Below are 23256 nucleotides of genomic sequence, written 5' to 3'. Positions count from 1 at the left end.
CATCATGAGCAACCCTAAATTAGAAGTCCTGACCCCGCACAACAGCCAGCTGATCTTCATCGATCACCAGCCGCAAATGGCGTTTGGCGTCCAGTCGATCGACCGCCAGGTGTTGAAGAACAATACCGTGGCGCTGGCCAAGGCTGCCAAGGTGTTCGGCATTCCCACTACCATCACCACCGTGGAGACCGAAGCCTTCTCCGGCCACACCTACCCGGAACTGCTGGACGTGTTCCCGCAAAAAGACATCCTGGAACGTTCCTCGATGAACTCGTGGGATGACCAGAAAGTGCGCGACGCGCTGAAAGCCAACGGCAAGAAAAAAGTCATCGTGGCCGGCCTGTGGACCGAAGTCTGCAACACCACCTTCGCCCTGTGCGCCATGCTGGAAGGCGACTACGAAATCTACATGGTCGCCGACGCCTCGGGCGGCACCTCGAAGGAAGCCCACGAGTACGCCATGCAGCGCATGATCCAGGCCGGCGTGGTGCCGGTGACCTGGCAGCAAGTGCTGCTGGAATGGCAGCGCGACTGGGCGCACCGCGAAACCTACGATGCCGTGATGGCCATCGTGCGCGAACACTCGGGTGCCTACGGCATGGGCGTGGACTACGCTTACACCATGGTGCACAAGGCGCCTGAACGCACCCACAGCACCCACAAAGTGCTGCCGGCCGTGCCAGCGAAATAATTAAAAGACGCTGAGCAAGCCGCGCCGGGCCGCCACAGTCGCGGCCTCGGTGCGGCTGGCTACATTGAGCTTGGCCAGGATGTTATTGACGTGGAATTTGACGGTGCCGACTTCGATGTCGGCGCTGCGCGCGATCATCTTGTTGCTCTTGCCGCTGGCGAGGTGGGCCAGGATGTCCAGCTCGCGCCGCGACAGCTGGCTGCCGGCCATGCGCTCGGCCAGCTTGTTGGCCACCTCCGGCGGCAGGTATTGCTGGCCGCTGGCGACGGTGCGCAGGCAGTCCAGCAGCTGCCCGGAGGCGGCGTCTTTCAGCAGGTAGGCCTTGGCGCCGGCGCGCAAGCCGCGGTACACGTCTTCGTCGCCCTGGTAGGTGGTCAGGATGACGATGCTGGCGCTGGCGTCCTCGGCGCGGATTTGCTCGATGGCGCCAACGCCGTTCAGGCGCGGCATGCTGAGGTCCATGATGACCACGTCCGGCCGGTGCTGGCGGTACAGTTCCACCGCCTGCACGCCGTCGCCGGCCTGCGCCACCAGCCGGAACTCCGGCAAGGTGCCCAGCAGCGCGCTCAAGCCTGCCAGTATCAGGGGATGATCGTCCGCGATCAGGATCGAGATGGGGTCCATAAGGCGTACTCCTTGAAGCTGAGGTGAAAAGCGGTGCCGCTGGCGCTGGCGCTGTGCCACAGGCGTCCGCCATGCGCCTGGACGATACCCTGGCAGAGCGCCAGGCCCATGCCGGTGCCGTCCGGCTTGGTGGAAAACAGCGGTTGATAGATGTGCGCGGCCAGCGCGGCCGGGATGCCGGCGCCGTCGTCGGCCACGGTAATGTGCACGGCGCCGTCGGCCAGTTCGGTGCGCAGCGTCAGCGTGCGCGCCTGCGCCTCGATGGCGTTGCGCACCAGATTCATGATCACTTGCATCAGCTGCACGCGGTCGCCGTGCAGCTGGATGCCTTCCAGTCCGTAGTGCTCGTGGAGGCGGATGCCGTGCCGGCGCAGCTCGGCGCGCAGCAGGGGCAGCACCTCGCGCACGGCGTCGTCGACAAGGAACAGGGCGGGTTCAGGCGCGTCGCCGCTGGCCATGCCGTGCAGGGTGCGCAACATGTCGCCGGCCGCCAGGCTGGCTTGCAGCACCACCGCCAGCGCGGCGCGCGCGGCCTCGATGCGCGGCGGGTCTTGCGCCAGCAGCGCCATGCAGGCTTCGGCGTTCAACTTGACCGCCGCTAGCGGCTGCTTGACTTCGTGCGCGATCGCGACGGCAAACTCGCCCAGCGCATTGATGCGCGCCGGACGCAGGTCGGGAGGAAGCTGCATGCTGGCCATATTGCAATCCATGATGGTGTGATCTCAGCACGCATCATGCCGCATAGGGCCGGCGCGGAAAATCCGGCATAGTTGCAAGGGCCGGATTACCCGATCGGGTTAGTCGGACGGCATCAACGCCGCCGCTGGAGCGACGCTAGTTCAGATGCACCAGGCCGCGCCTGGCAGCGACCATGGCGGCCTCGGTACGGGTGCAGACATTCAGCTTGGACATGATGCTCTTGACGTGAAACTTCACCGTGCCGACGCCGATGCCGGCCGCGCGCGCGATCACCTTGTTGCTCATGCCGCTGGCCAGATGCACCAGGATATCGCGCTCGCGCGGCGTCAACTGGTTGCCGTGGATGCGGCTGGCCAGTCTGAGCGCCAGGTCCGGCATCATGAACTTGCGGCCTTGCAGCACGGCGTGGATGCAGGTCATCAGATCGTCGAGCGGCGCGTTCTTGAGCATGTAGGCATGGGCGCCGGCGCGCATGCTGCGGTCGGCATCCTCCTCGCCGTCGTGGCCGCTGAGGATGATGATCTTGGCGTGCGGATGATGGGCGCGGATGCGGCCGAGCGCTTCGACGCCGTCGCAATCGGGCAGATTCAGATCCATCAACAGCAGATCCGGCTGCAAGCGTTCGCACATTTCCACGGCCTGGCTGCCATTGCTGGCCTGGCCCAGCAGCGTGAACTTGCCATCGGACTCAATCAACGCGGCCATGCCGGCGCGGATCAGCGGGTGGACATCGGCAATGACGACGGAAGCGGTATTCATGATCGGGCTCCAGATGAGGTTGATGGAGCCATTCTCGTCAACCTTGGCCGTTCCGTATAGTTATACGAAGGTATAGGCAGGCATTACACTGTGAAACTTTGAAAACAGTACGTTACAAAAAAAATACCATCTTGTGACATTTCGTGTAAATTGCAGCCGGCGGCTTGGATAATATAGTTTCATTATTTAAGAAGATATTTAATTCCTATTGGAAATTTAACCGGTGATTATGCGATTCCTTCGTATATTTATTTTGCTTGGAATATTATCGTTTCCTGCGCAAGGTATTGCTCAGACTTTATCCAATCAATTTTCCGATGCGGCGCCACCACGTTTATGGAAGGTGCAGAAAAAGAATGCTGACGGGCCGGTAACGACATTCTATTTTTTAGGCGCCACGCATCTTGGGCTTTCCGTTGAATATGACGCCTATTTTAATCGCGTGGTGCTGCCGGCATTCGCCACGGCCGATATCCTGCTGTATGAGGGGGCCAACGGCCGGGAACCCGAGCACAAGCCGGACTGTGACCCCGCAGTATTAACGGCGGACGGCAGGGCGTTTCTTGCATCCGCGCGGCAAACCGTCGAGCAGGTGTATTTCAATGCCCAGGAAGCGATACACGGAGAGCAGCTGCGTGCCGGAATAGACGACCGGACGACGGCCGAGCAGCGCAGGAGGGCCGCGCAGGTCTTTATCGCCGGGCTGGATGAGTTTGATTTGCGGGAGATCTATTTGCTGTATGGCCAGGTGATGCTGGACTTCAATGGGGCGGCAGCGCCGGCCGGCACCGGCCAGGTCAGCCGGGGGCAGGTCGCCAATGAACTGCGCCGCTCGCGTCCCGGCCTGCCGGTACGCGACGTCGACTCGCTTTACGGCGTGCACCGGGCCTATTGTTCCGCCGGCCCTGAGCGTATTCAGTTCCTGCGCAGCGCGCTGCAAGCAAAAAACAGCGCCGGCGACGATTATCTGCATCAGGTTCCGGCGCTGGAACGGGAATTCGTCGATATTCTTTCGCGTAATAAACCGGCTTCCGGTACCGCCCCAAAACAATTTGATCAATTGAATGTGCTTGATGGCGCATTTCTATGCGGGCGCAATAAGGAATGGGAGCGAGATATTCTCCGCCTGGACGATGGAAAAGTACATTTCTATGTCCTCGGCCTCAAACACTTATTCCCGGTCGATCACGACGGCGTGCATTGCGCGGGATTGCTTGCTGATTTGCAAGCGGTGGGAATGACTCCGCAAATTGTCGAATAAAACAATCTCAGAATCATGATGGCCGGCCTGTCAGGGCGGCCGTTTGATGGGACGCTGGCAGCCATGGAATGCCAGCTTCTCGCTGTTGCAAATGGAAACTAGTTTCGAAATCCTATAAACCGATTCAAACTCAAGGAACCAGCATAATGCGAGTAATTAGCAAATCCGAATGCGCGTACATCGGTGGTGGCGGCCCCGTCGCCCCTGCGCAAACCACGCAGTTGACCAAGCAATCGCCGACGGTCTACATCGGCAGCTTCAACGGTATCACGACCACGGTGGTGTGCACCACGCCGTTCTCGGCCAGCCTCAATCTGGCGATTAATACCAAAGGCAAATTAGTCGACGCCAACGGCGGCGCCTCGGTCGACACGCAGAGCTGCACGGTCACCACAGTGGACACCAAAACCCAGATCGAAAGTGTTTGCAAGGGGACCGACTGCACCACCATCGATTTGAAAACGGGCCAGAAGATCTCCGAGACCACGGTCGACGACGGCGACACCGGGATCGAGCAACTGGCCCAGGCCGACAGCGGCGACATGGTCGCCTTCGCCGGTTACGACTTTAGCGGTGGCGGCGGCGACGACGGCGGTGGTGGCGACGGCGGTTGGGCCGGCGGCGATCCGGGCGGCGGCGGCGTCGGCGATCCGGAAGACGGCGGTGGTGACGGCGGCGTGTACGGCTGACGCCTGACGCGCGACAACGGGCCCATTCCCGCCGTCCCGGCACAGCGGGAATGCGCTCGTTTCCTCGGGCGGCCGGTGCGCCGGCCGCCTTCATCTGCCTGGCTTAAGTGTGCCTCCGGAGAAGCTCGTGCAATCAGAACTCATACGCGCCGAAGTCCTCGAATCGCGCAAGTCCACGATACGCGGCAATATCGTCATCGTGCATCCGCTGTCGCATGGCGTCTTCACCCTGTTCGCCATTGCCATCCTGGTTGCCATGGCGGTCGCCATGTGCTGCGGGACTTATACTCGCCATAGCCGTATCTCCGGCGTCGTCGAGCCGGTGGCCGGGCTGGCGCGCGTGTATGCGCCGCAAGCGGGGGTGGTCACCGAGCTGCGCGCGCGCGAAGGCGATGTCGTGAAGAAGGGCCAGATCCTGCTGATCGCCAAATCCGAGCGGCGCAGCAATACCGGCGCCGACGTGCATTCCGAAATCGGCCAGCAGACGGCGTCCCGGCTGGCCGCGCTCGAGCATGAGCTCGATGCCCTGCTTAATTTGAGCACGGAAGACAAGGAAAGAAACCGGCAGCAGCTGGCCAGCAAAAAGAAAACCGTGGACAACCTGCGGCAGCAGATCGGCACCCAGACCTTGCACCTGGAAGCCGCCGAGGCGACGGTCAGGCAGTTCGATAACTTGAAAAGCGCTGGCTATGTCACCGGCCTGCAACTGACCCAGCAACAGAGCGCCCTGTTCGACCAGAAGATCCATCTCGACGCCCTGCAAAATGAACTGATCGCCACCGAGGCCGAAGTCGACCGGCTGGAGCGCGAGCGTGCGAGCCTGCCGCTGAAACTCGATATGTCGCGGGCCCAGCTTGAAAGGGATATCGCCACCACCCGGGCGGAAATCTCCCAGAACGCCGGCGACAACGCTTGGAGCGTGGTGGCGCCGGAAGACGGCACCGTGTCATCGGTGTCGATCGTGCCGGGGCAATCGACGGTGTCCGGGGTGGCGCTGATGGCGATTACGCCAGGCGCTTCCGCATTGCAGGCCCGCCTGTATGCGCCCAGCCGGGCGATCGGGTTTCTGCATCCCGGCGAAGCCGTGCACCTCAAGATCGATGCGTTTCCGTTCCAGAAGTTCGGCGCCTACACCGGCCGCGTGCTGAATATCGCGGAGGCGCCCACCCCGCCCAATGAATTCAGCAGCACCACCACCTTGACCGCCAAGGACATGGCCAACAAGGAGCCGCTGTATTCGATTGTGGTCAAGCTGGATGGCAATACCGTCACGGCTTACGGCCAGCAGGAGCGGCTGAAATCCGGCATGCAACTGGAGGCGGAGGTCGAGCTGGACCGACGAAAACTCTACGAATGGCTGCTGGAGCCCTTGCATACGCTGGGCGGCACATGAGCGATGCGTGCCGCCGCCGCATCGCGCCGACCGATTCTTGTGCCAGTTCCCGGGGATTAACCACTTATGCAATTCACTAAACAATTGGGCTTCAAAGCGGGCGGCAAGCTGCCGCTGATTTTACAAACCGAAGCGTCCGAATGTTCGCTGGCCTGCCTGGCCATGATCGCCAGCCACCATGGCTACGAGACCGATCTGCCCGAGTTGCGGCGGATCTTTCCGATCTCGCTGAAAGGCGTGACGCTGGAACGGCTGATCGAAATGGCGGACCAGCTGAAGCTGTCGGCGCGCCCGCTGCAACTGGATCTCGACGACCTGGAACTGTTGCAGACACCGTGCATCCTGCACTGGGACCTGAACCATTTTGTGGTGCTGAAACAGGTGAAGGCCGGCGCCATCACCGTGCTCGATCCCGCCGCCGGCGAGGTCACGCTGGAATATGCGGCGGTGTCCGAGCACTTCACCGGCATTGCGCTGGAGCTGACGCCCAATTTCGACTTCCGCAAGAAGACCCCGCCCGCCGGCATCCGCCTGGCCGACGTGGTCGGCAAGGTCATCGGCCTCAAGCGCGGCATCCTGCAATTGCTGGCCATGGCCCTGGTGCTGGAAGCGATCTCGCTGCTGATGCCGATCGCTAATCAATGGATCACCGATGAAGCGATCGGCGCCTTCGACCGCGGCCTGCTGGCGCTGCTGTGCGTGGGCGCCGCCGGCATGGGTGTCACGCATGCGATCCTGACGTTTCTGCGCAGCTGGACCGGCATGTACATCAGCACCACCTTCAATTTGCAATGGATGTCGAATGTCATGGGACACCTGCTGCATCTGCCCATCGATTTTTTTGAAAAGCGCCATCTCGGCGATATCCTGAACCGTTTCGGCTCGGTCCACGCCATCGAACGGGTATTGACCACGGCCATGGTGGAAGCCGTGCTGGACGGCTTGCTGGCGATCGGCACTCTGATCATGATGTTGCTGTACAGCCCACAGCTGACGCTGGTGACCCTGGTCGCCGTGGTCCTGTATTGCCTGTTGCGCTGGACGCGCATGAACACCTTGCGCCTCGCCAACCAGGGCGTGCTGGTCAAGCAGGCGCTCGAACAAACGTATTTTCTCGAAACCATACGCGGGGTGCGCAGCATCAAGCTGTTCAACAAGGAACTCCAGCGCAAGACCTCCTGGCTGAACCGCTATGTGAGCGCGACCAATGCCAGCCTGGCGATTCAAAAGATGACGCTGGTATTTAGCGCGGCGTGGTCGATCCTGGGTTCGGTGGAGCGTGCCGCCGTCCTCTGGCTGGGGGCGCTCATCGTGATGGACAACACCATGACGCTGGGCATGCTGTTCGCCTTCCTCAGTTTTAAGGAACAGTTCACGGGCCGCGTCAATTCGCTGGTCGACAAGATGGTGGACTTGAAAATGCTGTCGATCCAGGCGGACCGCCTGTCCGACATTGTCACGGCGGCGCCGGAAGAGGATCGCCTGGCCTTGAGCCACGACTTGCCGGCCGATCTGACACTGGTTGCCGAGAAATTATCGTTCCGTTACAGCCCCGGCGATCCGCCGGTCATCCTGAACGCGAATTTCACGATCCGCTACGGCGAATGTGTCGCCATTGTGGGACCGTCGGGCGAGGGCAAGACCACCACCATGAAAATCCTGCTGGGGATACTCAAGCCCAGCTATGGCAATGTGCTGCTCGGCGGCATTCCGATTGCCCGCCTGGGCCTGAAGAAGTACCGCAGTGTGATCGCCACCGTCATGCAGGATGACCAGCTTTACGGCGGCTCCTTGTTCGACAATATCTGCTTCTTCGACGACAAGCCGGAGCGGGAATGGATCGAGCAGTGCGCCAGGATGGCCGGCATCCATGACGAGATCATCCATATGCCGATGGGATATCACACCCTGGTGGGCGACATGGGCACGGTCCTGTCGGGCGGGCAAAAGCAGCGTGTGCTGCTGGCGCGCGCGCTCTACAAGCGACCGCAGATCCTGTTCCTCGACGAGGCCACCAGCCACCTGGACCTGGACGGCGAGTCGCTGGTCAACGAGGCCGTCGCGGCGTTGAAGATCACGCGCATCCTGATCGCCCACCGCCCGCAGACGATAGCGATCGCCGACCGCGTGCTGCGCATCGAAAAAGGCAAGTTCCGCGAGGAGCGGCCGGCCAGAGGGACGGCCGCGCCGGTAACGCACGCCGCCCGGGAGGCCGCGATGACCACCGAATTGACGGTCTGACCGCCCATGATCACATTCGATGACATGCTGACGCAGGTGGGCGCGTTCCAGCAGCCGCAGGCCAGGAAGTCGCTGGCGCTCGGACTGGCAAGCCGCCTGGTTGAAAAGAAATGGGGCGCGGCCCGGGTCGCCGCGCACCTTCCCGGCCTGAACGCGGCTATCGCGGCGAACCAGTTTGCCTTCTGTTTTGACGCGCAGGCCAGGGCCGTCGCGTTCATTTCCTGGGCGACCGTCGACGCCGCGCGCATGGACCGGCTGATCGCCTCCGGGCCGGCGGCGCTCGGCGGCGGGGAGTGGGCGTCGGGCGACAATTTGTGGATCATGGATTTCTATGTCCATGTGGCGATGCTGCCGCTGGTGCTGCTGCATCTGCGCGATCATGTGCTGGACCGCCACGCCAGCGCCGCCTATTTTCGCTATCGCGGCGGATACCGCATCGCCAAGCAGCTGACGCGCGCCGATCTGAGCGGCTTCTTCGGTGAACGCAGGGCCGCGGCCAGCCTTGCGCAGCAGAAGCCGGCGATGAATTTCGACGTGCTGCGGGAACGGCGGGAGAGCTTTATGCAATACCATCAGGTCGGGCAGATCATGCGTACCCTGATCCAGGCCGGCCCGGCGGCGCCAGCGCTGCTGCGTTCCGCGCATCTGGTGCGGACCATCGCGACGCTGCGGCAGTTTCGCGTCTACGAGGATGCCGGCGGCTGCCCGAACGGCATGCTGACCTGGGCCTGGCTGTCCGAACGCACGATCGCGCGCATCGAACAACAGCCACTGCACGCGGTGCATGTGTCCGAATGGAACGAGGGCGAAACCCTGTGCTTTTTCGACGTGGCGACTTCGGCCGCATCCCGGGCGGAAACCATCGCCGATGTCGCGGGACGTTTATTCCCCGACCAACGCCACTGTCTGCTGTACCGCGCAAGCAGCGCGGCGGCGCCGGCGCAATGCGTGCCGCTGGACCGGCAATGCCCCGGCGACGTGATTGACCGATGGCTGGCCGCCAGTCCGGCTTTATCAGGAGTGCTCCATGTTTAAGCGAAATTGGATGACGCCCGGCCAGAGCGCGGCACTGTTTGGCGCGCAGGGTTTTCATATCCCCGTCGCGCTGGCGGCGTTGGCCCGGCCAAGACTGCTGTGGCTGAATGAGGCGTGCGCACGCCACGACCCCTGTTTCGCGGCGCTGCACGGCGACCTGGCGCGGTATGAGGCGCACTTGCTGAGGACGTGCGCCTATCGCGTGGTGGACGAGCAAGACAAAGAAGCATGCGTGATGGCATGCGCCGACCGCTATGGCGGCAGCGGCATCGGCCTGAATGGCGGCAGCGGCCGCGCGGTGGTGTGCGGCAATTACCATGTCAAAGGCGTCGGGCGCACGCCCCTGGTGTCTGCCCTGACGCCGCAGGCGCATGCGTCGGGTGGCGCCTATCTTGAGGAGTGCGTGCGCGAGGCGATTTTTTCCGAGATTGCGCGCCATGAGTTCCCCGCTTCCGCGATCCCGGTGCTGGCGATCATCGACACCGGCCTGGTGCAGGTGTGGGAGACCGAACATGGCCCCAAGCATGAAAGGCGGACCTTGCTGGTGCGTCCGAACGTGGTGCGTCCGGCCCACTTTGCGCGTGCCACCGGATTCTGGTCCGGCGACCCCAGGGAGGGCAGCCGCGATCAGCGCCGCGTCGCGGCTTTTTTTGCGCACACGCAGGCGCTGTTCGGCCACGCGGCGCTGGCGGACGCCTTGCCCCGTTTCTGGCAGCAGTGGGCACGGCAGCTGGCGTATGCATTCATCCACCGCATGCCACATGGCAGCAATACGATCTCCAATATCAGCATGGATGGTGCCTTGCTCGATTTCGGCGCCAGTTCGGCCTTGCCGTCATGGGCCAGTATCGCCACCATGCAATCGCCGCAGCCGTTTGCCGGCCAGTTCGCAGCCATCCGCCACGCGGTGCGCGAGCTGTCGTATTACTTCGGGCGCTATGTGGACGGGGCGCTGGGCGAGGAGCGGCACATCCAGGCGCAGTGCCAGGCGGCTCAGCACCGGTATCGGGTCGAGCTGATCGCGCAGGCGCTGCGGCTGTGCGGTGTCGGCACGGCGGCGGCCCAGCTTGCCGCCGAGGGAGGCGACCATGCGCTGCTGTGGCGTTCGCTGTCCGCCGTGATCGCGCATTTTCAGCGCGAAGCGTTCGACCTGCGCGCCGGCTTGCCGCCGCCGGGCATACCGTGGGATGTGCACCAGGTATGGTCGCGCCCGGCGCCTGCCCATCTGCGGCAATGGCAGCGTATTTTGCGCGACTATGTCGGCGCTGGCGAACAGGCGCTGGCCGAGGCGCGTTGTGCCGCGCTTGCGCGTTCCCGGCCCCATCTTTATCGCGAGGACGCCAAATCGGCCATCTACCAGGCGCTGGCCGCCATGCAGCGGCATGAGACGGTCGATGCGCGCGACCAGGTGAGTAGCCTGATCCGCGGCCAGATTGCGCGCGGCCGGCGCGATACGCCGCATCTTGCCGATGGCGATACGGCATTGGGCTTTGCCGTCAACGCCGCTTCCAGCTATCTGCTGTACCGGCACCGCGCCGACGGCAAGGTCTATGCACGTGAGGAGTTGTCGCATGACGGGGAGGGCGCGCCCGATCCTGGGCCATTACCGGTACAGACCATGTCGGCGCATGGCGTCACCTTTCAACAGGACTGTCATCCGCCGCTGCGCGGCGCCGTTGCGCTGGCCGGCGACGACGGGCCGGCCATACAGGGATGATGCCTTGACACCAGAACAGGACCAAGGGTTCGCGGAGAATCCGATCGTGTATTTTCTGATGACCGACCGGTTTCACGCCAGTGGACCTTCCGGGATGGGGAGTTACGGCCGGCTCAACGAACCCGGCGGCATGGGGACGTTTCACGGCGGGAATTTCGCCGGAATCAGTGAAAAACTGCGCGCCGGCTGGTTTAACGAGCTGGGCGTGAATGCGATCTGGATCAGCGCGCCGTATGAACAGATACACGGCTGGGTACCGGGCGCGGCCGGCTTCCGTCACGAGGCCTATCATGGTTACTGGCCGCTGGACTACACTTGCGTCGACGCCAACTTCGGCGATCGCGCCTCGTTCCGGGAAATGGTGAGCGAGGCCCATGCGCGCGGCATTGCCATCGTTCTCGATGTGGTGCTGGGGCATGTGGGCTATCCGGACCTCAACACCCTGAGCCAGTTCCTGCCAGCCACCGTCCAGCCCCACGCCGGCACGGTGGAAGTGGAGAACTATCAGGCAGGCTACAATCTGGACGCGCCGCAGCTGCTGGACTGGTGGGGGCCGGCGTGGGTGCGCGCCTCCTTGCCGGGCTATCAAAGCGGTGGCGATGACGAGCTGACCCGGCTCATGCTCGGCCTGCCCCGGCTGCTGAGTGAATGCGACAACCATGTCGCGCTGCCGGCCTTCCTGCGGACCAAGCCCGACACCGGGGCCGTCGATCTGCCGGCCACGACAGTGGCTGGCTATGTGATCGGCTGGCTGTGCCAGTGGGTGCGGGAGTTTGGCGTCGATGGTTTCCGCTGTGACTCGGCGCGGCATGTCGGATTGCGGACCTGGCAGCGGCTCAAGTCGCAGGCCCGGGCAGCTTGGAGGCAATGGCGAGAGGAGACCGGCCGCGGCGATGCCAACCAGCAGTTCTGGATGCTGGGCGAGGTATTCGGGCACGGATTGGAGCGTAGCGCCTATTTTGACCACGGGTTCGACAGCGTCCTCAACTTCAGTTTTCAGCATGAGCTCAAGGACATTGCGCAGGCCGCCGACCTGGCTTCGGCGTTTGGCCGCAGTCTTGCATGGATGAGGCTGGATCGCCTGTATGCCCGGTACGCGCAGGCGCTTGGCGGCCGCGAGCATGATGTGTTGTCTTATCTCTCGTCGCATGACACCGAATTATTCCCCCGCCCGTGGCTGCATTTCGGCGCCACCGCCCTGATGCTCCTGCCTGGCGGCGTGCAGATTTTTTATGGCGATGAAACCGCGCGGCCGCCATCGGCCCATGCGGCGGCCGATCCGGTGCAGGCGACGCGCTCGGACATGAACTGGTCGGCACCGGATGTTGCTTTGCTCCGGCACTGGCAATTGCTGGGATGTTTCCGCAGGCGCCACATCGCCATCGCGCGCGGTAACCACCGGCGCATCAGCGCCGATCCATATGTCTTTGTGCGGGCCGACGCCCGCTCGGGCGATGTGGTCATGATCGTCATCGGGCCGGGCCAGGTCAGGCTGCGGGTCGTCGATGACTTTGGCCCCGTGCCGGGATTGCGCGATGCCTACACGGGAACCACCTGCGAGGTGGTGGACGGTTGCGTGGAGCTCACGGTTGCCACGCTTGCACTGTTGGAAAGGACGTAAATCATATGAGTGACAATGCTGACTTGAGTGTACTGATGTTCGGCTGGGAGTTTCCACCCCATATCTCGGGCGGTCTCGGGACGGCGTGCTACGGGCTCACCAAGGCAATCAAGCAGCTGGGCGGTGTGCGCACCACGCTGCTGCTTCCAAGGCGCCACGCGGACGACGACGCGCGCCACGTGGCGATCCGCTACCCGGCCGAGGATGTGGCTGGCCTGCCTGTGGAAGGGACGTCGGCCTACTGCGCCAGCCTGCTGCCCGCCGCTTCCAGATTTGCCGAAAGCATGGCCGGCATGCTGGCTGCGCTGCCGGCGCCGGATGTGATCCATGCGCATGACTGGCTGACCGCACCCGCCGCCCTGGCCGCCAGGCGCGTTCTGAACAGGCCGCTGGTGTTCCACGTGCACTCGACTGAACGCGACCGTTGTGCGCGGACACCGGACCAGGCCATCCGGCAGATCGAGGCCAGCGCGCTCGCGCAGGCCGACGCCGTGGTGGCCGTGAGCGAGCACACGCGGCGGCAATTGATTCGTGAATATGGCGTCGATCCGGCCCGTATCGAGGTGGTCTACAACGGCATCGACCTGCCCGAGGCCGGCCCGCGCCGGGCCGCGCGCACGGATGCGCCGCTGATCTGTTTCCTTGGACGGGTAACTTACCAAAAAGGTCCGGCGTACTTCCTGCGGGCCGCCGCCATCGCGCTGGAGGCAAATCCGGCGCTCCGGTTCGTGATGGCCGGCGATGGCGATCTGTTGCCGGCGATGCGCGCGCTTGCCGCTGGTCTTGGCATTGCCGACCGGGTCAGCTTCACGGGCTTCCTGACGGCCGAGGAAGTTGCGCAGCTGTTCCGCCACGCCGCCGTGCTGGTCATGCCGTCGATCTCGGAGCCGTTCGGCCTTGTGGCGCTGGAGGCCGCAGCGGCGGGCGTGCCTGTCGTTATCTCGGAACATGCCGGCGTCACTGAAATCCTGTCGCAAGTGGTCCGGATCAGGCCGGACGATGTCCATGGTATCGCGCGCGCCATGCTCGACGTGACGTCGGACGAAGTCCTGGCACAGCGCCTGCGCGTTGGTGGCGGGAACGAGATCCGGGCGGTCAGCTGGCGCCGTGCGGCATTGCATCTGCAATCGATTTACCACCGGCTGTGCCGCCGCGACGTTCTCCTGCCGGAGGGGGCGATGTCGCCGGGTGGCGAGGCGGGGTCAGACCGACAACGCCTGTAGCCTTTCCAGTTCGGACAGGAAGCGCTCAGCGGCGAGGGCGGGGGGCCAGGGTTCCCATGGCGTGCCGCCGTAGATGGCGTGCAGCGGATCGTCGCTCAGTGGCGGCACGGTGATTTTCAGGGTTTGCTGCACTTCCTGCGCCGACCAGCCGGCGACGTGCACGGCTTCGCTGGCGGCCGCCAGGCGGTCGGCCAGCTTGTGGGCCGCATGTTCCTTGGCTGTCCAGCGCGGCAGGCCGTAGCGCAGGAACACCGCCGCTTCCAGTTTCATGCTCAAGGTTTTAAACGCCTCGCCCATGAAGGGCTTGAGCGGCGAGACGCAGTCGAAGCCCAATAAGCCTTCTTCCGCATCATGCAGCAGTTCGCGCAGCGCCGATAGCGGTGACAGTTGCAGACCGGCCGATGCACAAGCTGCGGCACGCACGCGCATCACGGTCAGCGAGTGCTGCGCCACCGACAGCGGCAAGGGCCAGGCCGAATGTCCACCCCAGCGGTAGGTGCGCGCCAGGCCCAGCGCGAGGTCGCTGTCGTCCCAGTCGAATGGCGTCGGGTCGAGCAGGTCCAGCCGGCGTCCGGATGGCATGCGCACCCAGGCGCGGTGTTCTTTTGGTGTTCGGGCCATGCCGCATTTTACACTGCAAGCTGCTTGTGCATGAAGGTGGTGCCACAGTAGGCGCCGTCCGGCATCAGCGCGTAATTCGGCACCACGCCGGCGATCTGCCAGCCGGCGCGCTGGTACAGGCGTTCGGCATCGCCGCCGGTGACGGTATCCAGCACCAGCACCGTCTTGCCTTGCGCGCGGGCGGCGGCGTCGACGCCGGCCATCAGCTGCGCGGCCACGCCACGGCGGCGCGCAGCGCGGTGGACCAGCATTTTGGCGATGTCGGCGCGGTGCGGCTGGTTGTCCGGCAGGGCGGTGATCAGCTGGACAGTGCCGATGATGCGGCCTTCGGCGGTTTGCGCCACCAGCAGCACGCGCTCGCCCCGCGCCACGCCTTCCAGCACGCCGCGCCAGAATGCCTGTGCTTTGGCGCGCGGCAGCGGCAGCATGAAGCTGACCGAGGCGCCGCCTTCCACGCAATCGATCAACACGTCGGACAGCGCCTCGGTCAGAACTTCGGTGCGCGCGCGGGCTTCGCCGGCATCGATGCGGCGGACGGTGATGGTCATGCGGTTCTCCTGCTGGTGGGCTGCGTGGTCAGCGCGACGAGGTAGCGCGCCTGCTTGCGGGTGGGGTTGTGGTAGACGATATGGCGGTCGAGCCGCATGGCCAGCGTGTCGCCAGCTTCCAGCCGCCAGTGCTGCGCGCCGACGCTGATGTCCATCGCGCCTTCGATCATCCACACCTGCTGGTGGATGTCGGCGTTGTGCGGCACGCTGTCGTAGGCCACGCGCTGGCCGGCCGGGAATACCACGTCCACCAGTTGCAGTGGCGACGGCGCGGCCGGCGACAGGCTGCGGCGCATGTAGCCGGAGCCCGGATCGGTCCACACCGGCTGCTCGGCCGCGCGCGCCACCGGCGACGGCGCGTCCTGCGGCGCGCCCTTGTCCTCAAACAGCGCGGCCAGCGCCACGCCCAGCGCGCTGGCCAGTTTATCCAGCACGGCCGCGGTGGGGCTGCTCTCGCCGCGTTCAATCAGCGAGATGTTGGAACGGCTGACGCCACTGCGCGTGGCCAGCGCGTCAAGCGAGAGGCTCCGGGCGTCCCGCAGTTCCCGCACGCGGCGGGCGATTAAAAGGTTGATGTCCATGGATTTCCATTTTACAGGAAATCCATGTCCAGTAAACTGGAATCAACGTTTGCCTTGCTTGTCGTTGTTGCGATTGCTGTCGCTGTAGTCGTCGCCGCGCGCGCCGGCCTGACGGTCGCGGTGCGTCACCGACTTGGCCGCCGAAGCGGCGCTTTGCTGGTTGCCGGTCGGCGTGTCATTGGCTGGATCGCCGCTGGCGTGGTTGCCGCTTTCCGACATGCCGTGCTGCTTGGGATCGTAGCCTTGCCGCGGCATGTTGGCGCCGGGCTTGAAGCCTTTTTCGCTAGGTTTGTTGGGCTGGCTCATGATGTGTCTCCTTTCGAAAATGCCATGCTAAGCCCGGCCTTCGGATGGGGGAGTAGGAGCACGCGCCGTGGCCTTGTAGGAGTGTGCGTCAGCGAACGGAGTGGCGTGGACTGGCGTGTCAAGCTGGGGTAACACAGGAGGTGATATGGCAGACGTGAGAAAAGGGCAGGCCCCGGCGCCGCTTGGGCGCGAGGAGTTTCGCCTGCAATTCATGCGTTCGTTTTTCGATCCGGCGTTCGAGCCGGTGAAGGCGGCGCTGGCGCAGGTGGAGGAGGTCGCGTGGCGCAATTACGATGCCGGCCGCAAGGCGCCGGTCACGCAAAAGGCTGGACCGGAATTTGCCGATCCCGATTACGACCTGTCGGTGGAATGGAAGGCCACGCGCGACCGCTTGCTGGCCGCACAGCGGCGACAGCAGGACCCGCGAACGCCATCGCGCGTGTTGCTGATTATCGGCGCCGCGCGCAACGACGGCACCTGTCCCGGCGAAGTCTCCAAGACCTGGCGCATGAGCCTATGGGCGCAGCAGACGCTGACCGAAGCCGGCATCGAAACCGATGTGCTGGATCTGAGCCTGCTGACCTCCGCGTACGACCTGCACATCCATCCCTGCAAGGGCTGCGTCTCGACCGCCATGCCCTTGTGCCACTGGCCGTGCAGCTGCTATCCCAATCACGCTGAGCGCCAGACCAATGACTGGATGGCGGAAATCTACGAGAAATGGGTGTCGGCGCACGGCGTCATCATCCTGACGCCGGTGTACTGGTATCAGGCGCCGTCCCCGCTCAAGCTGATGATCGACCGGCTGGTGTGCGCGGACGGCGGCAATCCCGATCCCACCAGCACCCACGGGAAGAAGCCTGAGGAAGCCAAGGCGCTGGAACTGGCAGGCTGGGACTATCCCAAGCATCTGGCCGGCCGCGCTTACGGGCTGGTGGTGCACGGCGACGTGGCCGGCGCGGAGAGCCTGCGCCGCAATCTGGCCGACTGGCTGAACTGGATGGGACTCGTCGACGCCGGCCAGCAATCGGCGCTGGACCGCTACCTCGGCTACTACGAATCGTATGCCGACAGTCACGCGGTGCTGGACAAGGATGAGGCCTTCCAGCAGGAGGTGCGCAATGTGGCGCGCGCGCTGGCCGTCGCCGTCAGGCAGCTGCGCGACGGCCACCTGGCCAAGCCCGATGCCGCGATCAAGCCTGCGCGGCCGAAGTGAAGGCCAGCCGCGAGAAGCTGGCGATGCTGGCCACACCGGCAAACGCCGCCGCCAGTATCAGCGCATACGCGGTGCCGCGCGTGGACGACAGTGTGAAGCAGTAGGCCACCAGCGCCGCGCCGGTGGCCTGGCCCAGCAGGCGTGCGGTGGCGACGATGCCGCTGGCGCCACCCGCGCGGTGCGGCGGCGCGCTGCCCATGATGGCTTTCAGATTCGGCGCCTGGAAGAAACCGAAACCAATGCCGCACCACGCCATGCGCCAGCCGATATCGAAAGCGGTCGGCTGCGCCGGCAGCATCAGCATGGCCACCAGCCCGGACGACAGCAGCGCCAGACCGATGCCGCCCAGGGCGCCGGGCGAATAGCGGTCGCTCAGGCGCCCGGCGATCGGCGCCATCACCGCCACCAGCACCGCCCATGGCGTCATCAGGAAGCCGGTTTCAATCGGCGAGCGCCCCAGCGTGTGCTCGAAATAAAACGGCAGTGAGACGAAGGCCAGTCCCTGCGCCGCGAAGGTGCACACGGCGGTCAGCGCGGACAGCGTGAACAGCGGCCGCTTGAACAAGTCCACCGGCAGCATCGGTGCCGCGTGGCCGGCCTGGCGGCGCAGCAGCAGCGCGAAGAAAACCACTGTGGCGATCAGTTCCGGCAGCAGTGTGTGCCAGCTTTGCTGGTGCGCGCCCTCGCCGAAGGTGAGGATCAGCATGCCGAAGGCCAGCGCGTTGAGAATGGCGGTCGGCGCGTCGATGGTGTGGCTGGCGCGCGGCGAGTGCGGCAGGGCGCGGCGCGCCAGCAGCACGGCGATCACGCCCAGCGGCACGTTGATGGCAAACAGCCAGGGCCAGGGCGCGGCGGCCAATATCAATGACGCCGCCGTCGGCCCGACCGCGAACGCCACCGCCACCACCAGCGAATTCAGGCCGAAACCCTGGCCATGCAGCCGCGCCGGGAAGATGGTGCGCACCATGGCGGTGTTCACGCCCATCATGGCGGCGCCGCCGACGCCCTGGAATAAACGCGCGATCACCAGCGAGGGCAGCGACCACGCCAGCGCGCAGGCCAACGAGGCGGCGGTGAAGATGGCCAGGCCGAAGATGCACACGCGCCGGTAGCCGATCACTTCGCCCAGCGCCGCGAACGGCAACAGCGTGGCAACCATGGCCAGCTGGTAGATATTGACGATCCACACCGAGGCCGCCGGCGTGGTGCGCAGCTGGTCGGCGATTGCCGGCAGGGCGGTGTTGGCGATGGCGGTATCGAGCGACGCCATGCCGACGCCGATGGCGACCGACAGCATGGCCAGGCGCCGCGCCTCGGGCGGCAGGCCGTCGCGGGTTGAAAGTGTGTCTTCTGTCATATTCATGAGTTCAAGCGGCCGCCGCGCCGCGCAGGTCGGCGCAGGCCTTGTCCAGCGCCGCCTCCACGCCGGGCAGCATATCGGTGACTTTGGCCAGGTCGCCGGCGTTGGCGGCGGCTTCCATGGCGTGGCACAGCGAGTGCAGGTGAGTGGAATTGAGATAGCCCGCGCTGCCTTTCAGCGCGTGGATGGCCGCCGTCGCCGCGCCGCTGTTGCCGGCGGCGACGGCCGCGCGCGCGGTCTCCAGGCGGCGCGGCGCTTCATCCAGGAAGGCTTGCGTGATGCGCTGTATATGCTTGTGCGACAGGCCGGCCAGCGGCATGATCCGCACCGTGTCCGCCGCCGATGTCGCCGCCGATGCCGATGCCACGCCGAACTGCTGATCCAGCATCGCCTCGCGCTCGGCCGCCAGCCGCGCGGCGTCGGTCGGGCGCAACGGACGGCCGCGGCTCAGATGCTGGGCGATGACTTTTTCCACCTGATCGTACAGCAGGCGCTCGTCCACCGGCTTGCTGAGGAAGCCGTCCATGCCCACCGCCAGATAGCGCGCGCGGTCATGGTCGCTGGCGTTGGCGGTCAGCGCGATGATGGGAATGTCCGGATCGAGCACGCGGTAATCTTCACCGCCGCCGGCGCGGATCAGGCGCGCCGCCTGCTCGCCGTCCATCATCGGCATGCGGCCGTCCATCAGCACCAGATCGTAGGCGGCGGTGCTCAGCGCGTGCAGCGCCTGCAAGCCATTTTCAACGATGCGGATGTCGTGGCCCATGCCCTCCAGCAGGGTGCTGACGATGATCTGGTTGGTGCGCACGTCCTCCGCGCACAGCACGCGCAGGCGGTAGGCGTGGTGCGTTTTACGCGGCAGCAGCTCAGGATCGGCCAGCGGCGCGGCGCCCATCAGCAGCGGCAGGGTAAAGCTGAAGGTGGAGCCGGCGCCGACCCGGCTCTCGACCGCGATCGAGCCGCCCATCAGTTCCACCAGCTCCTTGCAGATGGCCAGGCCGAGGCCGGTGCCGCCGTAGCGGCGCGTGGTGGAGTGGTCGGCCTGCTCGAATTTCTTGAACAGGCGTGGCAACGTCCCAGCCGGGATGCCGGGACCGGTGTCGCTCACGTCGAAACTGACGCTGGTGCGGCCGTCCGCCGTTTGCAGCGCCGAGACGTCCAGCCGCACTTCGCCGCGGTCGGTGAACTTGATGGCGTTGCCCAGCAGGTTAAGCAGGATCTGGCGCAGGCGGGTCGGATCGCCGCGCACATAGCGCGGCAGGTCCGGCGCCAGCTCGTAGCGCAGCAGCAGGCTTTTGGCGTCGGCCTGCTGTTGCATGATGCCGACCGCATCGTCCACCAGCGTGATCAGGTCGAAGTCCACGGTTTCGATCGACAGGCGGCCGGCGTCGATCTTGGAAAAATCCAGAATGTCGTTGAGAATGGCCAGCAGCGATTCGCTGTTCTGCAAGCCGATGCGCAAATACTCTTCGGTGCGGCCGCGCACCGACTGGTCGCGCATGGCGAACTTGATCATGCCAATCACCCCGGCCAGCGGCGTGCGGATGTCGTGGCTCATGGCCGACAGGAAGTCGATGCGGTGGCGGCTGACGATTTCCGCGTGCTCCTTCGCTTCCGTCAGTTCGGCCGTGCGTTCCTTCACGCGCTGTTCCAGGTTGTTGCGCAGCAGGCGGATCTGGTCGGCCAGCGCAAACGCCAGCAGCACGCCATCCAGCGTGCCGCCCAGTAGCGTGAACAGCTGCGCATTGGTTACCACCGCCGGAATCAGGCCGACGTTGGCCGGCAGGATCAGCAGGCCGGGGATCATCAGCGCCACAAAACCCAGCACGAAGAAGCGCGCCGGCTGGTAGCCGCGCCGCCAGACGATGATGCCGCTCGCCAGCGCCGTGGTCATCCAGATGGTGATCACGATGGTGGCGATGGTGTGCGCATAGCTGAGCGCCAGGAAGCAGCTCGGCAGCGTCACCAGCGGCAGCACGATGTTGACGCGACTGAGCGCATACAGGCGCGGCGCGGTTTCCTCCAGTCGCAGGAAGGTGGTGTAGAACAGCGTGCTCAGTACCGGCAGCAGGAAGAAGGGCACGTAATGCCAGTGCAGGTTATGCCATCCGAACATGTCGGCCGACAGGTGGAAGGTCATGCCCCAGGCCACCGCGTAGCACAGCACATACATCGAGTAGTACAGCGAGGAGCGGTCGCGCGTGATCGAGTAGATGAAGAAGTTGAACACCGTGAGCGCCAGCAGCGCGCCGATCGAGCCGATAATCAGCACGTTCTCGTTCGCCACCAGTTGCTGGTAGGCCGGCCGTTGCAGCACCGAGAACACCGGCGTGCGCGCATAGTAGGGACTGGAGAAGCGTATCAGCACGTGATAGCGCAAGCCCGGTTGCAGGTCGAGGTCTTTGCCGTAGTGTAGAAGATAGGAGTGCGGCTGGCGGTAGCCGGTCAGCATCTGGCGAATGCTGCCATCCTCGCCATAGACCTGAATGTCGACCATGTCGATCAGGGTGTCGTTAGGATCGAGCACCCAGTCGGGCTGGCGGCTGTCGTTGAGCAGTTCCGCGTATAGCCAATAGCTGCCGCCCAGCAGATTCACTTTATGCGCCGGCTTGAGCGACGCCAGCATGGCCGGCAGGCCGGCGGCGTTGAGCGGATAAGGCTCGCCGCTATCGATGTACAAGCGACCGGCCTTGGCCAGATCGACGCTGCCGTTCGACAGTGCCACCGTCTGCGCGTGCAGCGGCGCCGCCACGAACAGCGTAAGCAGCAGGAGCAGGGCCCAGCGATGCAAGTGCGCAGTGATGCTGTGGATCGTACTCGCGTCGCTCATTCGTGGTCCATGCACTGACTGTCCGTAAAAGTTCATTTTAAACGAGAAAGTAACCATTTGGTATGATGGTAGTTTTACGCACGAGGAAACTATCTTGTTAATCTCGCCAGAACAGTTCATCGGCTTTCTCAGCGCCGCGCTGCTGATCACCATTTCGCCGGGCCCGGACAACCTGATGGTGCTGAGCGTCGGCATGTCGCGCGGCCGGCGCCAGGGCATGATGTTCGGCCTCGGTTGCGCGCTGGGCTGCCTCAGTCACACGGTATTGGCCACGCTGGGCGTGGGCGCCTTGATCAAGGCCTCGCCGCTGGCGTTCAGCGCCTTGAAGGTGCTGGGCGGCGCCTATTTGATCTGGCTTGGCTACGGCGCCTTGCGCAGCCGTGGCGGCGCGCGCGTGGAAGGTGCGGGCTTGCCGGATGAAAGTCTGAGTAAATTATTCACCAAGGGTTTGTTCGCGAATGCGATCAATCCGAAGGTGGTGCTGTTCTTCCTGTCCTTCCTGCCGCAGTTTGTGGTGGCCGAGCGCGGTGACGCCAGCTGGCAGACGGCGCAACTGGGCCTGCTGTTTACCTTGCAGGCGATTGTGCTGTTTGGATTGCTCGGCTATTTCTCCGGCGCGGTGGGCGCGTGGATCAACCGCACGCCAAGCGCCGGCAAGTGGATGGACCGCGTGGCTGGCGCCATTTTCGTCGGCCTCGGACTGCGCCTGATCATCGCACGTTAAAAAAAGTTTGTTCTGTCATCAGGGCGTCATGGACGGTTGCGATACTGTCCCTGCTCTTTCAAGTCTCTCCCGATTTGAAACCTTTAGCCCGCGCCTTACAAAGTGCCGCGGGCTTTTTTTTATCTGGCGTTCAGTTCAAAGCGCAGTTCCATCTGGTCTTGCACCGACATGGCGCCGGCCATGACGGAGAAGGGCGTCAGGCCGAAATCACTTTGTTTGAGATTGACCGTGCCTTTGACGGTGATGGCGCCGTTTTCCTCGCGTAGCGCGACAGGAATCGCCAGCGTGCGCGTGACGCCGTGCAGGGTGATCGCCACTTGCAGCGGCTGTCCAGCGGCGCCGCGTTGCGCGTGCACGCTCACCACCGGATAGCGCTCGGCATCCAGCACCTTGGTCAGCATGTTGTGGCGCGTGCCTTCGATGGCGTCGGCCGACGGCTGCTTGTCCAGACCCGCGATCTGGCGCAGATCCGCTTCATCGATTTTCATCTCATCGAGACGAAACGTGAAATCGGCGCGGTTTTGCGATGGCGACACCGTGCCGCTGATGGCATGGCTGGCCACCACATGATCGTGGCCGAGCCGCGCCAGCACGCCGCCGCGCCGCACCGTGACCGCGATCAGCGAGCGCGCGGTGTCGATGTGCAGCAGCGGGCCGGCATCTGGCAGCGGTGCCGGTGCGGCCGGCGGCGCTGCGGCGACGGTTGGCGCGGGCGCCGCGGCCGGCGGCGGCAGCTGCGAGCAGGCGGCCAGCACCCACAAGGCGATGGCTGCGGCGAGAGGTTTTTTCAGATGCGTCATTTGGCCGTCATATTGTCCAATTATCATCGCTTGCGCTGGCGACAGCATGCTCGCGTTGGCCCCATATCCAGGATGATACGGGATACCACGCAGCATAGCTCAGCAGGCTGGCCGGTGGCCTGAAACACCGGCACCACCCCTCAATTTCCCCACCTTTAAGCTTCTTTAATGAAGTCCTAAGCCTGCGCTTGCCGATCGGTGGCAAAGTAGCACCCATAGCGCGAGGTTAAGCCCAGCGCCCGGTTGCCGGACCGCACAAGCCCGGCACAGATTCCGTCCAGCAGGCACGATAGCCGCGGACAGCAGGACATCCCCAC

21 protein-coding genes are annotated in these 23256 nt (G+C 64.4%); 11 read left to right on the top strand and 10 right to left on the bottom strand.

Translation table 11 applies throughout. The features are described from left to right. Nucleotides 1-4 precede the first annotated feature (4 nt). Complete coding sequence (locus GM676_RS03500; RefSeq protein ID WP_155462010.1) at nucleotides 5-691, top strand: hydrolase; 687 nt, start codon at nucleotides 5-7, stop codon at nucleotides 689-691. On the opposite strand, the gene GM676_RS03495 is transcribed toward GM676_RS03500, so the two are convergent. The 3 genes from GM676_RS03495 to GM676_RS03485 form a co-directional block, all read right to left on the bottom strand. Further along, the gene (locus GM676_RS03495) at nucleotides 692-1315 is read right to left on the bottom strand and encodes a response regulator (RefSeq protein WP_155462009.1); all 624 of its coding nucleotides are present in this window, start codon (nucleotides 1313-1315) and stop codon (nucleotides 692-694) included. After that, entirely contained in the window at nucleotides 1294-2013 is a 720-nt protein-coding gene (locus tag GM676_RS03490) for a sensor histidine kinase (protein ID WP_170304210.1), read from the bottom strand. Before GM676_RS03490 ends, GM676_RS03495 begins: the two co-directional genes overlap by 22 nt. Before the next feature lie 136 nt (nucleotides 2014-2149). Further along, a complete protein-coding gene (locus GM676_RS03485; RefSeq protein WP_155462007.1) occupies nucleotides 2150-2773 on the bottom strand; it encodes a response regulator in 624 nt (207 codons plus the stop codon). 229 nt (nucleotides 2774-3002) lie between these two features. Here GM676_RS03485 and GM676_RS03480 point away from each other — a divergent pair, with 229 nt between their 5' ends. From GM676_RS03480 to GM676_RS03450, 8 genes are all read left to right on the top strand, one after another. Continuing rightward, nucleotides 3003-4034: a hypothetical protein gene (locus GM676_RS03480; RefSeq protein WP_155462006.1), complete on the top strand. Its 1032-nt coding sequence runs from the start codon at nucleotides 3003-3005 to the stop codon at nucleotides 4032-4034. Between the two features lie 146 nt (nucleotides 4035-4180). After that, nucleotides 4181-4723: a hypothetical protein gene (locus tag GM676_RS03475; protein WP_155462005.1), complete on the top strand. Its 543-nt coding sequence runs from the start codon at nucleotides 4181-4183 to the stop codon at nucleotides 4721-4723. A 127-nt stretch (nucleotides 4724-4850) separates the two neighbouring features. Then, a complete protein-coding gene (locus tag GM676_RS03470; protein ID WP_155462004.1) occupies nucleotides 4851-6116 on the top strand; it encodes an HlyD family secretion protein in 1266 nt (421 codons plus the stop codon). Nucleotides 6117-6182: 66 nt separating this feature from the next. Continuing rightward, the gene (locus GM676_RS03465) at nucleotides 6183-8357 is read left to right on the top strand and encodes a peptidase domain-containing ABC transporter (protein ID WP_155462003.1); all 2175 of its coding nucleotides are present in this window, start codon (nucleotides 6183-6185) and stop codon (nucleotides 8355-8357) included. A 6-nt stretch (nucleotides 8358-8363) separates the two neighbouring features. Beyond that, nucleotides 8364-9392, top strand: coding sequence for a toxin-activating lysine-acyltransferase (locus GM676_RS03460; protein ID WP_155462002.1), 1029 nt, complete (start codon nucleotides 8364-8366; stop codon nucleotides 9390-9392). Further along, nucleotides 9385-11109 (top strand): hypothetical protein, encoded by a 1725-nt coding sequence (locus tag GM676_RS31510; protein ID WP_170304209.1) that lies wholly within the window; start codon nucleotides 9385-9387, stop codon nucleotides 11107-11109. The genes GM676_RS03460 and GM676_RS31510 overlap by 8 nt, the downstream gene beginning before the upstream one ends. 4 nt (nucleotides 11110-11113) lie before the next feature. After that, nucleotides 11114-12730 (top strand): alpha-amylase family glycosyl hydrolase, encoded by a 1617-nt coding sequence (locus tag GM676_RS03455; RefSeq protein WP_170304208.1) that lies wholly within the window; start codon nucleotides 11114-11116, stop codon nucleotides 12728-12730. Between the two features lie 5 nt (nucleotides 12731-12735). Further along, nucleotides 12736-13953 (top strand): glycosyltransferase family 4 protein, encoded by a 1218-nt coding sequence (locus tag GM676_RS03450; RefSeq protein WP_155462000.1) that lies wholly within the window; start codon nucleotides 12736-12738, stop codon nucleotides 13951-13953. On the opposite strand, the gene GM676_RS03445 is transcribed toward GM676_RS03450, so the two are convergent. From GM676_RS03445 to GM676_RS03430, 4 genes are read right to left on the bottom strand one after another with little or no spacing between them, the layout of a single operon-like run. Further along, nucleotides 13933-14574: a phosphohydrolase gene (locus GM676_RS03445; protein ID WP_229262516.1), complete on the bottom strand. Its 642-nt coding sequence runs from the start codon at nucleotides 14572-14574 to the stop codon at nucleotides 13933-13935. The genes GM676_RS03450 and GM676_RS03445 overlap by 21 nt on opposite strands. An 8-nt stretch (nucleotides 14575-14582) precedes the next feature. Beyond that, complete coding sequence (locus tag GM676_RS03440) at nucleotides 14583-15122, bottom strand: GNAT family N-acetyltransferase (RefSeq protein WP_155461999.1); 540 nt, start codon at nucleotides 15120-15122, stop codon at nucleotides 14583-14585. Then, a complete protein-coding gene (locus GM676_RS03435; RefSeq protein WP_155461998.1) occupies nucleotides 15119-15703 on the bottom strand; it encodes a helix-turn-helix domain-containing protein in 585 nt (194 codons plus the stop codon). Before GM676_RS03435 ends, GM676_RS03440 begins: the two co-directional genes overlap by 4 nt. A gap of 42 nt (nucleotides 15704-15745) precedes the next feature. Then, complete coding sequence (locus GM676_RS03430; protein WP_155461997.1) at nucleotides 15746-16009, bottom strand: hypothetical protein; 264 nt, start codon at nucleotides 16007-16009, stop codon at nucleotides 15746-15748. 145 nt (nucleotides 16010-16154) lie between these two features. Between GM676_RS03430 and GM676_RS03425 the strand changes: the two genes are divergently transcribed. Then, the gene (locus tag GM676_RS03425) at nucleotides 16155-17225 is read left to right on the top strand and encodes a flavodoxin family protein (RefSeq protein WP_155461996.1); all 1071 of its coding nucleotides are present in this window, start codon (nucleotides 16155-16157) and stop codon (nucleotides 17223-17225) included. Here GM676_RS03425 and GM676_RS03420 read toward each other — a convergent pair. Next, on the bottom strand, nucleotides 17203-18588 hold the full coding sequence (locus GM676_RS03420) for an MFS transporter (protein WP_371866095.1): 1386 nt from the start codon (nucleotides 18586-18588) through the stop codon (nucleotides 17203-17205). The two genes, GM676_RS03425 and GM676_RS03420, sit on opposite strands and share 23 nt — an antisense overlap. 4 nt (nucleotides 18589-18592) lie before the next feature. After that, nucleotides 18593-21415, bottom strand: coding sequence for a hybrid sensor histidine kinase/response regulator (locus GM676_RS03415; protein ID WP_155461994.1), 2823 nt, complete (start codon nucleotides 21413-21415; stop codon nucleotides 18593-18595). A 94-nt stretch (nucleotides 21416-21509) separates the two neighbouring features. Here GM676_RS03415 and GM676_RS03410 point away from each other — a divergent pair, with 94 nt between their 5' ends. Then, nucleotides 21510-22139: a LysE family translocator gene (locus tag GM676_RS03410; protein ID WP_155461993.1), complete on the top strand. Its 630-nt coding sequence runs from the start codon at nucleotides 21510-21512 to the stop codon at nucleotides 22137-22139. 119 nt (nucleotides 22140-22258) lie between these two features. On the opposite strand, the gene GM676_RS03405 is transcribed toward GM676_RS03410, so the two are convergent. Beyond that, nucleotides 22259-22939 carry a YceI family protein gene (locus GM676_RS03405; RefSeq protein ID WP_155461992.1) on the bottom strand — a complete coding sequence of 227 codons (681 nt, stop codon included), beginning with the start codon at nucleotides 22937-22939 and terminating at the stop codon, nucleotides 22259-22261. Nucleotides 22940-23256: the final 317 nt, after the last annotated feature.

The organism is Duganella radicis (assembly GCF_009720825.1).
Taxonomy (GTDB): Bacteria; Pseudomonadota; Gammaproteobacteria; order Burkholderiales; family Burkholderiaceae_D; genus Rugamonas; species Rugamonas radicis.
This window is presented reverse-complemented; position numbering and strand designations above follow the sequence as displayed.

Excerpts from the sequence above, each read along its gene's own strand:
- GM676_RS03500 (WP_155462010.1), top strand. The coding sequence starts at position 5 with ATGAGCAACCCTAAATTAGAAGTCCTGACCCCGCACAACAGCCAGCTG.
- GM676_RS03495 (WP_155462009.1), bottom strand. The coding sequence starts at position 1,315 with ATGGACCCCATCTCGATCCTGATCGCGGACGATCATCCCCTGATACTG.
- GM676_RS03490 (WP_170304210.1), bottom strand. The coding sequence starts at position 2,013 with ATGGCCAGCATGCAGCTTCCTCCCGACCTGCGTCCGGCGCGCATCAAT.
- GM676_RS03485 (WP_155462007.1), bottom strand. The coding sequence starts at position 2,773 with ATGAATACCGCTTCCGTCGTCATTGCCGATGTCCACCCGCTGATCCGC.
- GM676_RS03480 (WP_155462006.1), top strand. The coding sequence starts at position 3,003 with ATGCGATTCCTTCGTATATTTATTTTGCTTGGAATATTATCGTTTCCT.
- GM676_RS03475 (WP_155462005.1), top strand. The coding sequence starts at position 4,181 with ATGCGAGTAATTAGCAAATCCGAATGCGCGTACATCGGTGGTGGCGGC.
- GM676_RS03465 (WP_155462003.1), top strand. The coding sequence starts at position 6,183 with ATGCAATTCACTAAACAATTGGGCTTCAAAGCGGGCGGCAAGCTGCCG.
- GM676_RS03460 (WP_155462002.1), top strand. The coding sequence starts at position 8,364 with ATGATCACATTCGATGACATGCTGACGCAGGTGGGCGCGTTCCAGCAG.
- GM676_RS31510 (WP_170304209.1), top strand. The coding sequence starts at position 9,385 with ATGTTTAAGCGAAATTGGATGACGCCCGGCCAGAGCGCGGCACTGTTT.
- GM676_RS03450 (WP_155462000.1), top strand. The coding sequence starts at position 12,736 with ATGAGTGACAATGCTGACTTGAGTGTACTGATGTTCGGCTGGGAGTTT.
- GM676_RS03445 (WP_229262516.1), bottom strand. The coding sequence starts at position 14,574 with ATGGCCCGAACACCAAAAGAACACCGCGCCTGGGTGCGCATGCCATCC.
- GM676_RS03440 (WP_155461999.1), bottom strand. The coding sequence starts at position 15,122 with ATGACCATCACCGTCCGCCGCATCGATGCCGGCGAAGCCCGCGCGCGC.
- GM676_RS03435 (WP_155461998.1), bottom strand. The coding sequence starts at position 15,703 with ATGGACATCAACCTTTTAATCGCCCGCCGCGTGCGGGAACTGCGGGAC.
- GM676_RS03430 (WP_155461997.1), bottom strand. The coding sequence starts at position 16,009 with ATGAGCCAGCCCAACAAACCTAGCGAAAAAGGCTTCAAGCCCGGCGCC.
- GM676_RS03425 (WP_155461996.1), top strand. The coding sequence starts at position 16,155 with ATGGCAGACGTGAGAAAAGGGCAGGCCCCGGCGCCGCTTGGGCGCGAG.
- GM676_RS03420 (WP_371866095.1), bottom strand. The coding sequence starts at position 18,588 with ATGAATATGACAGAAGACACACTTTCAACCCGCGACGGCCTGCCGCCC.
- GM676_RS03415 (WP_155461994.1), bottom strand. The coding sequence starts at position 21,415 with ATGAGCGACGCGAGTACGATCCACAGCATCACTGCGCACTTGCATCGC.
- GM676_RS03405 (WP_155461992.1), bottom strand. The coding sequence starts at position 22,939 with ATGACGCATCTGAAAAAACCTCTCGCCGCAGCCATCGCCTTGTGGGTG.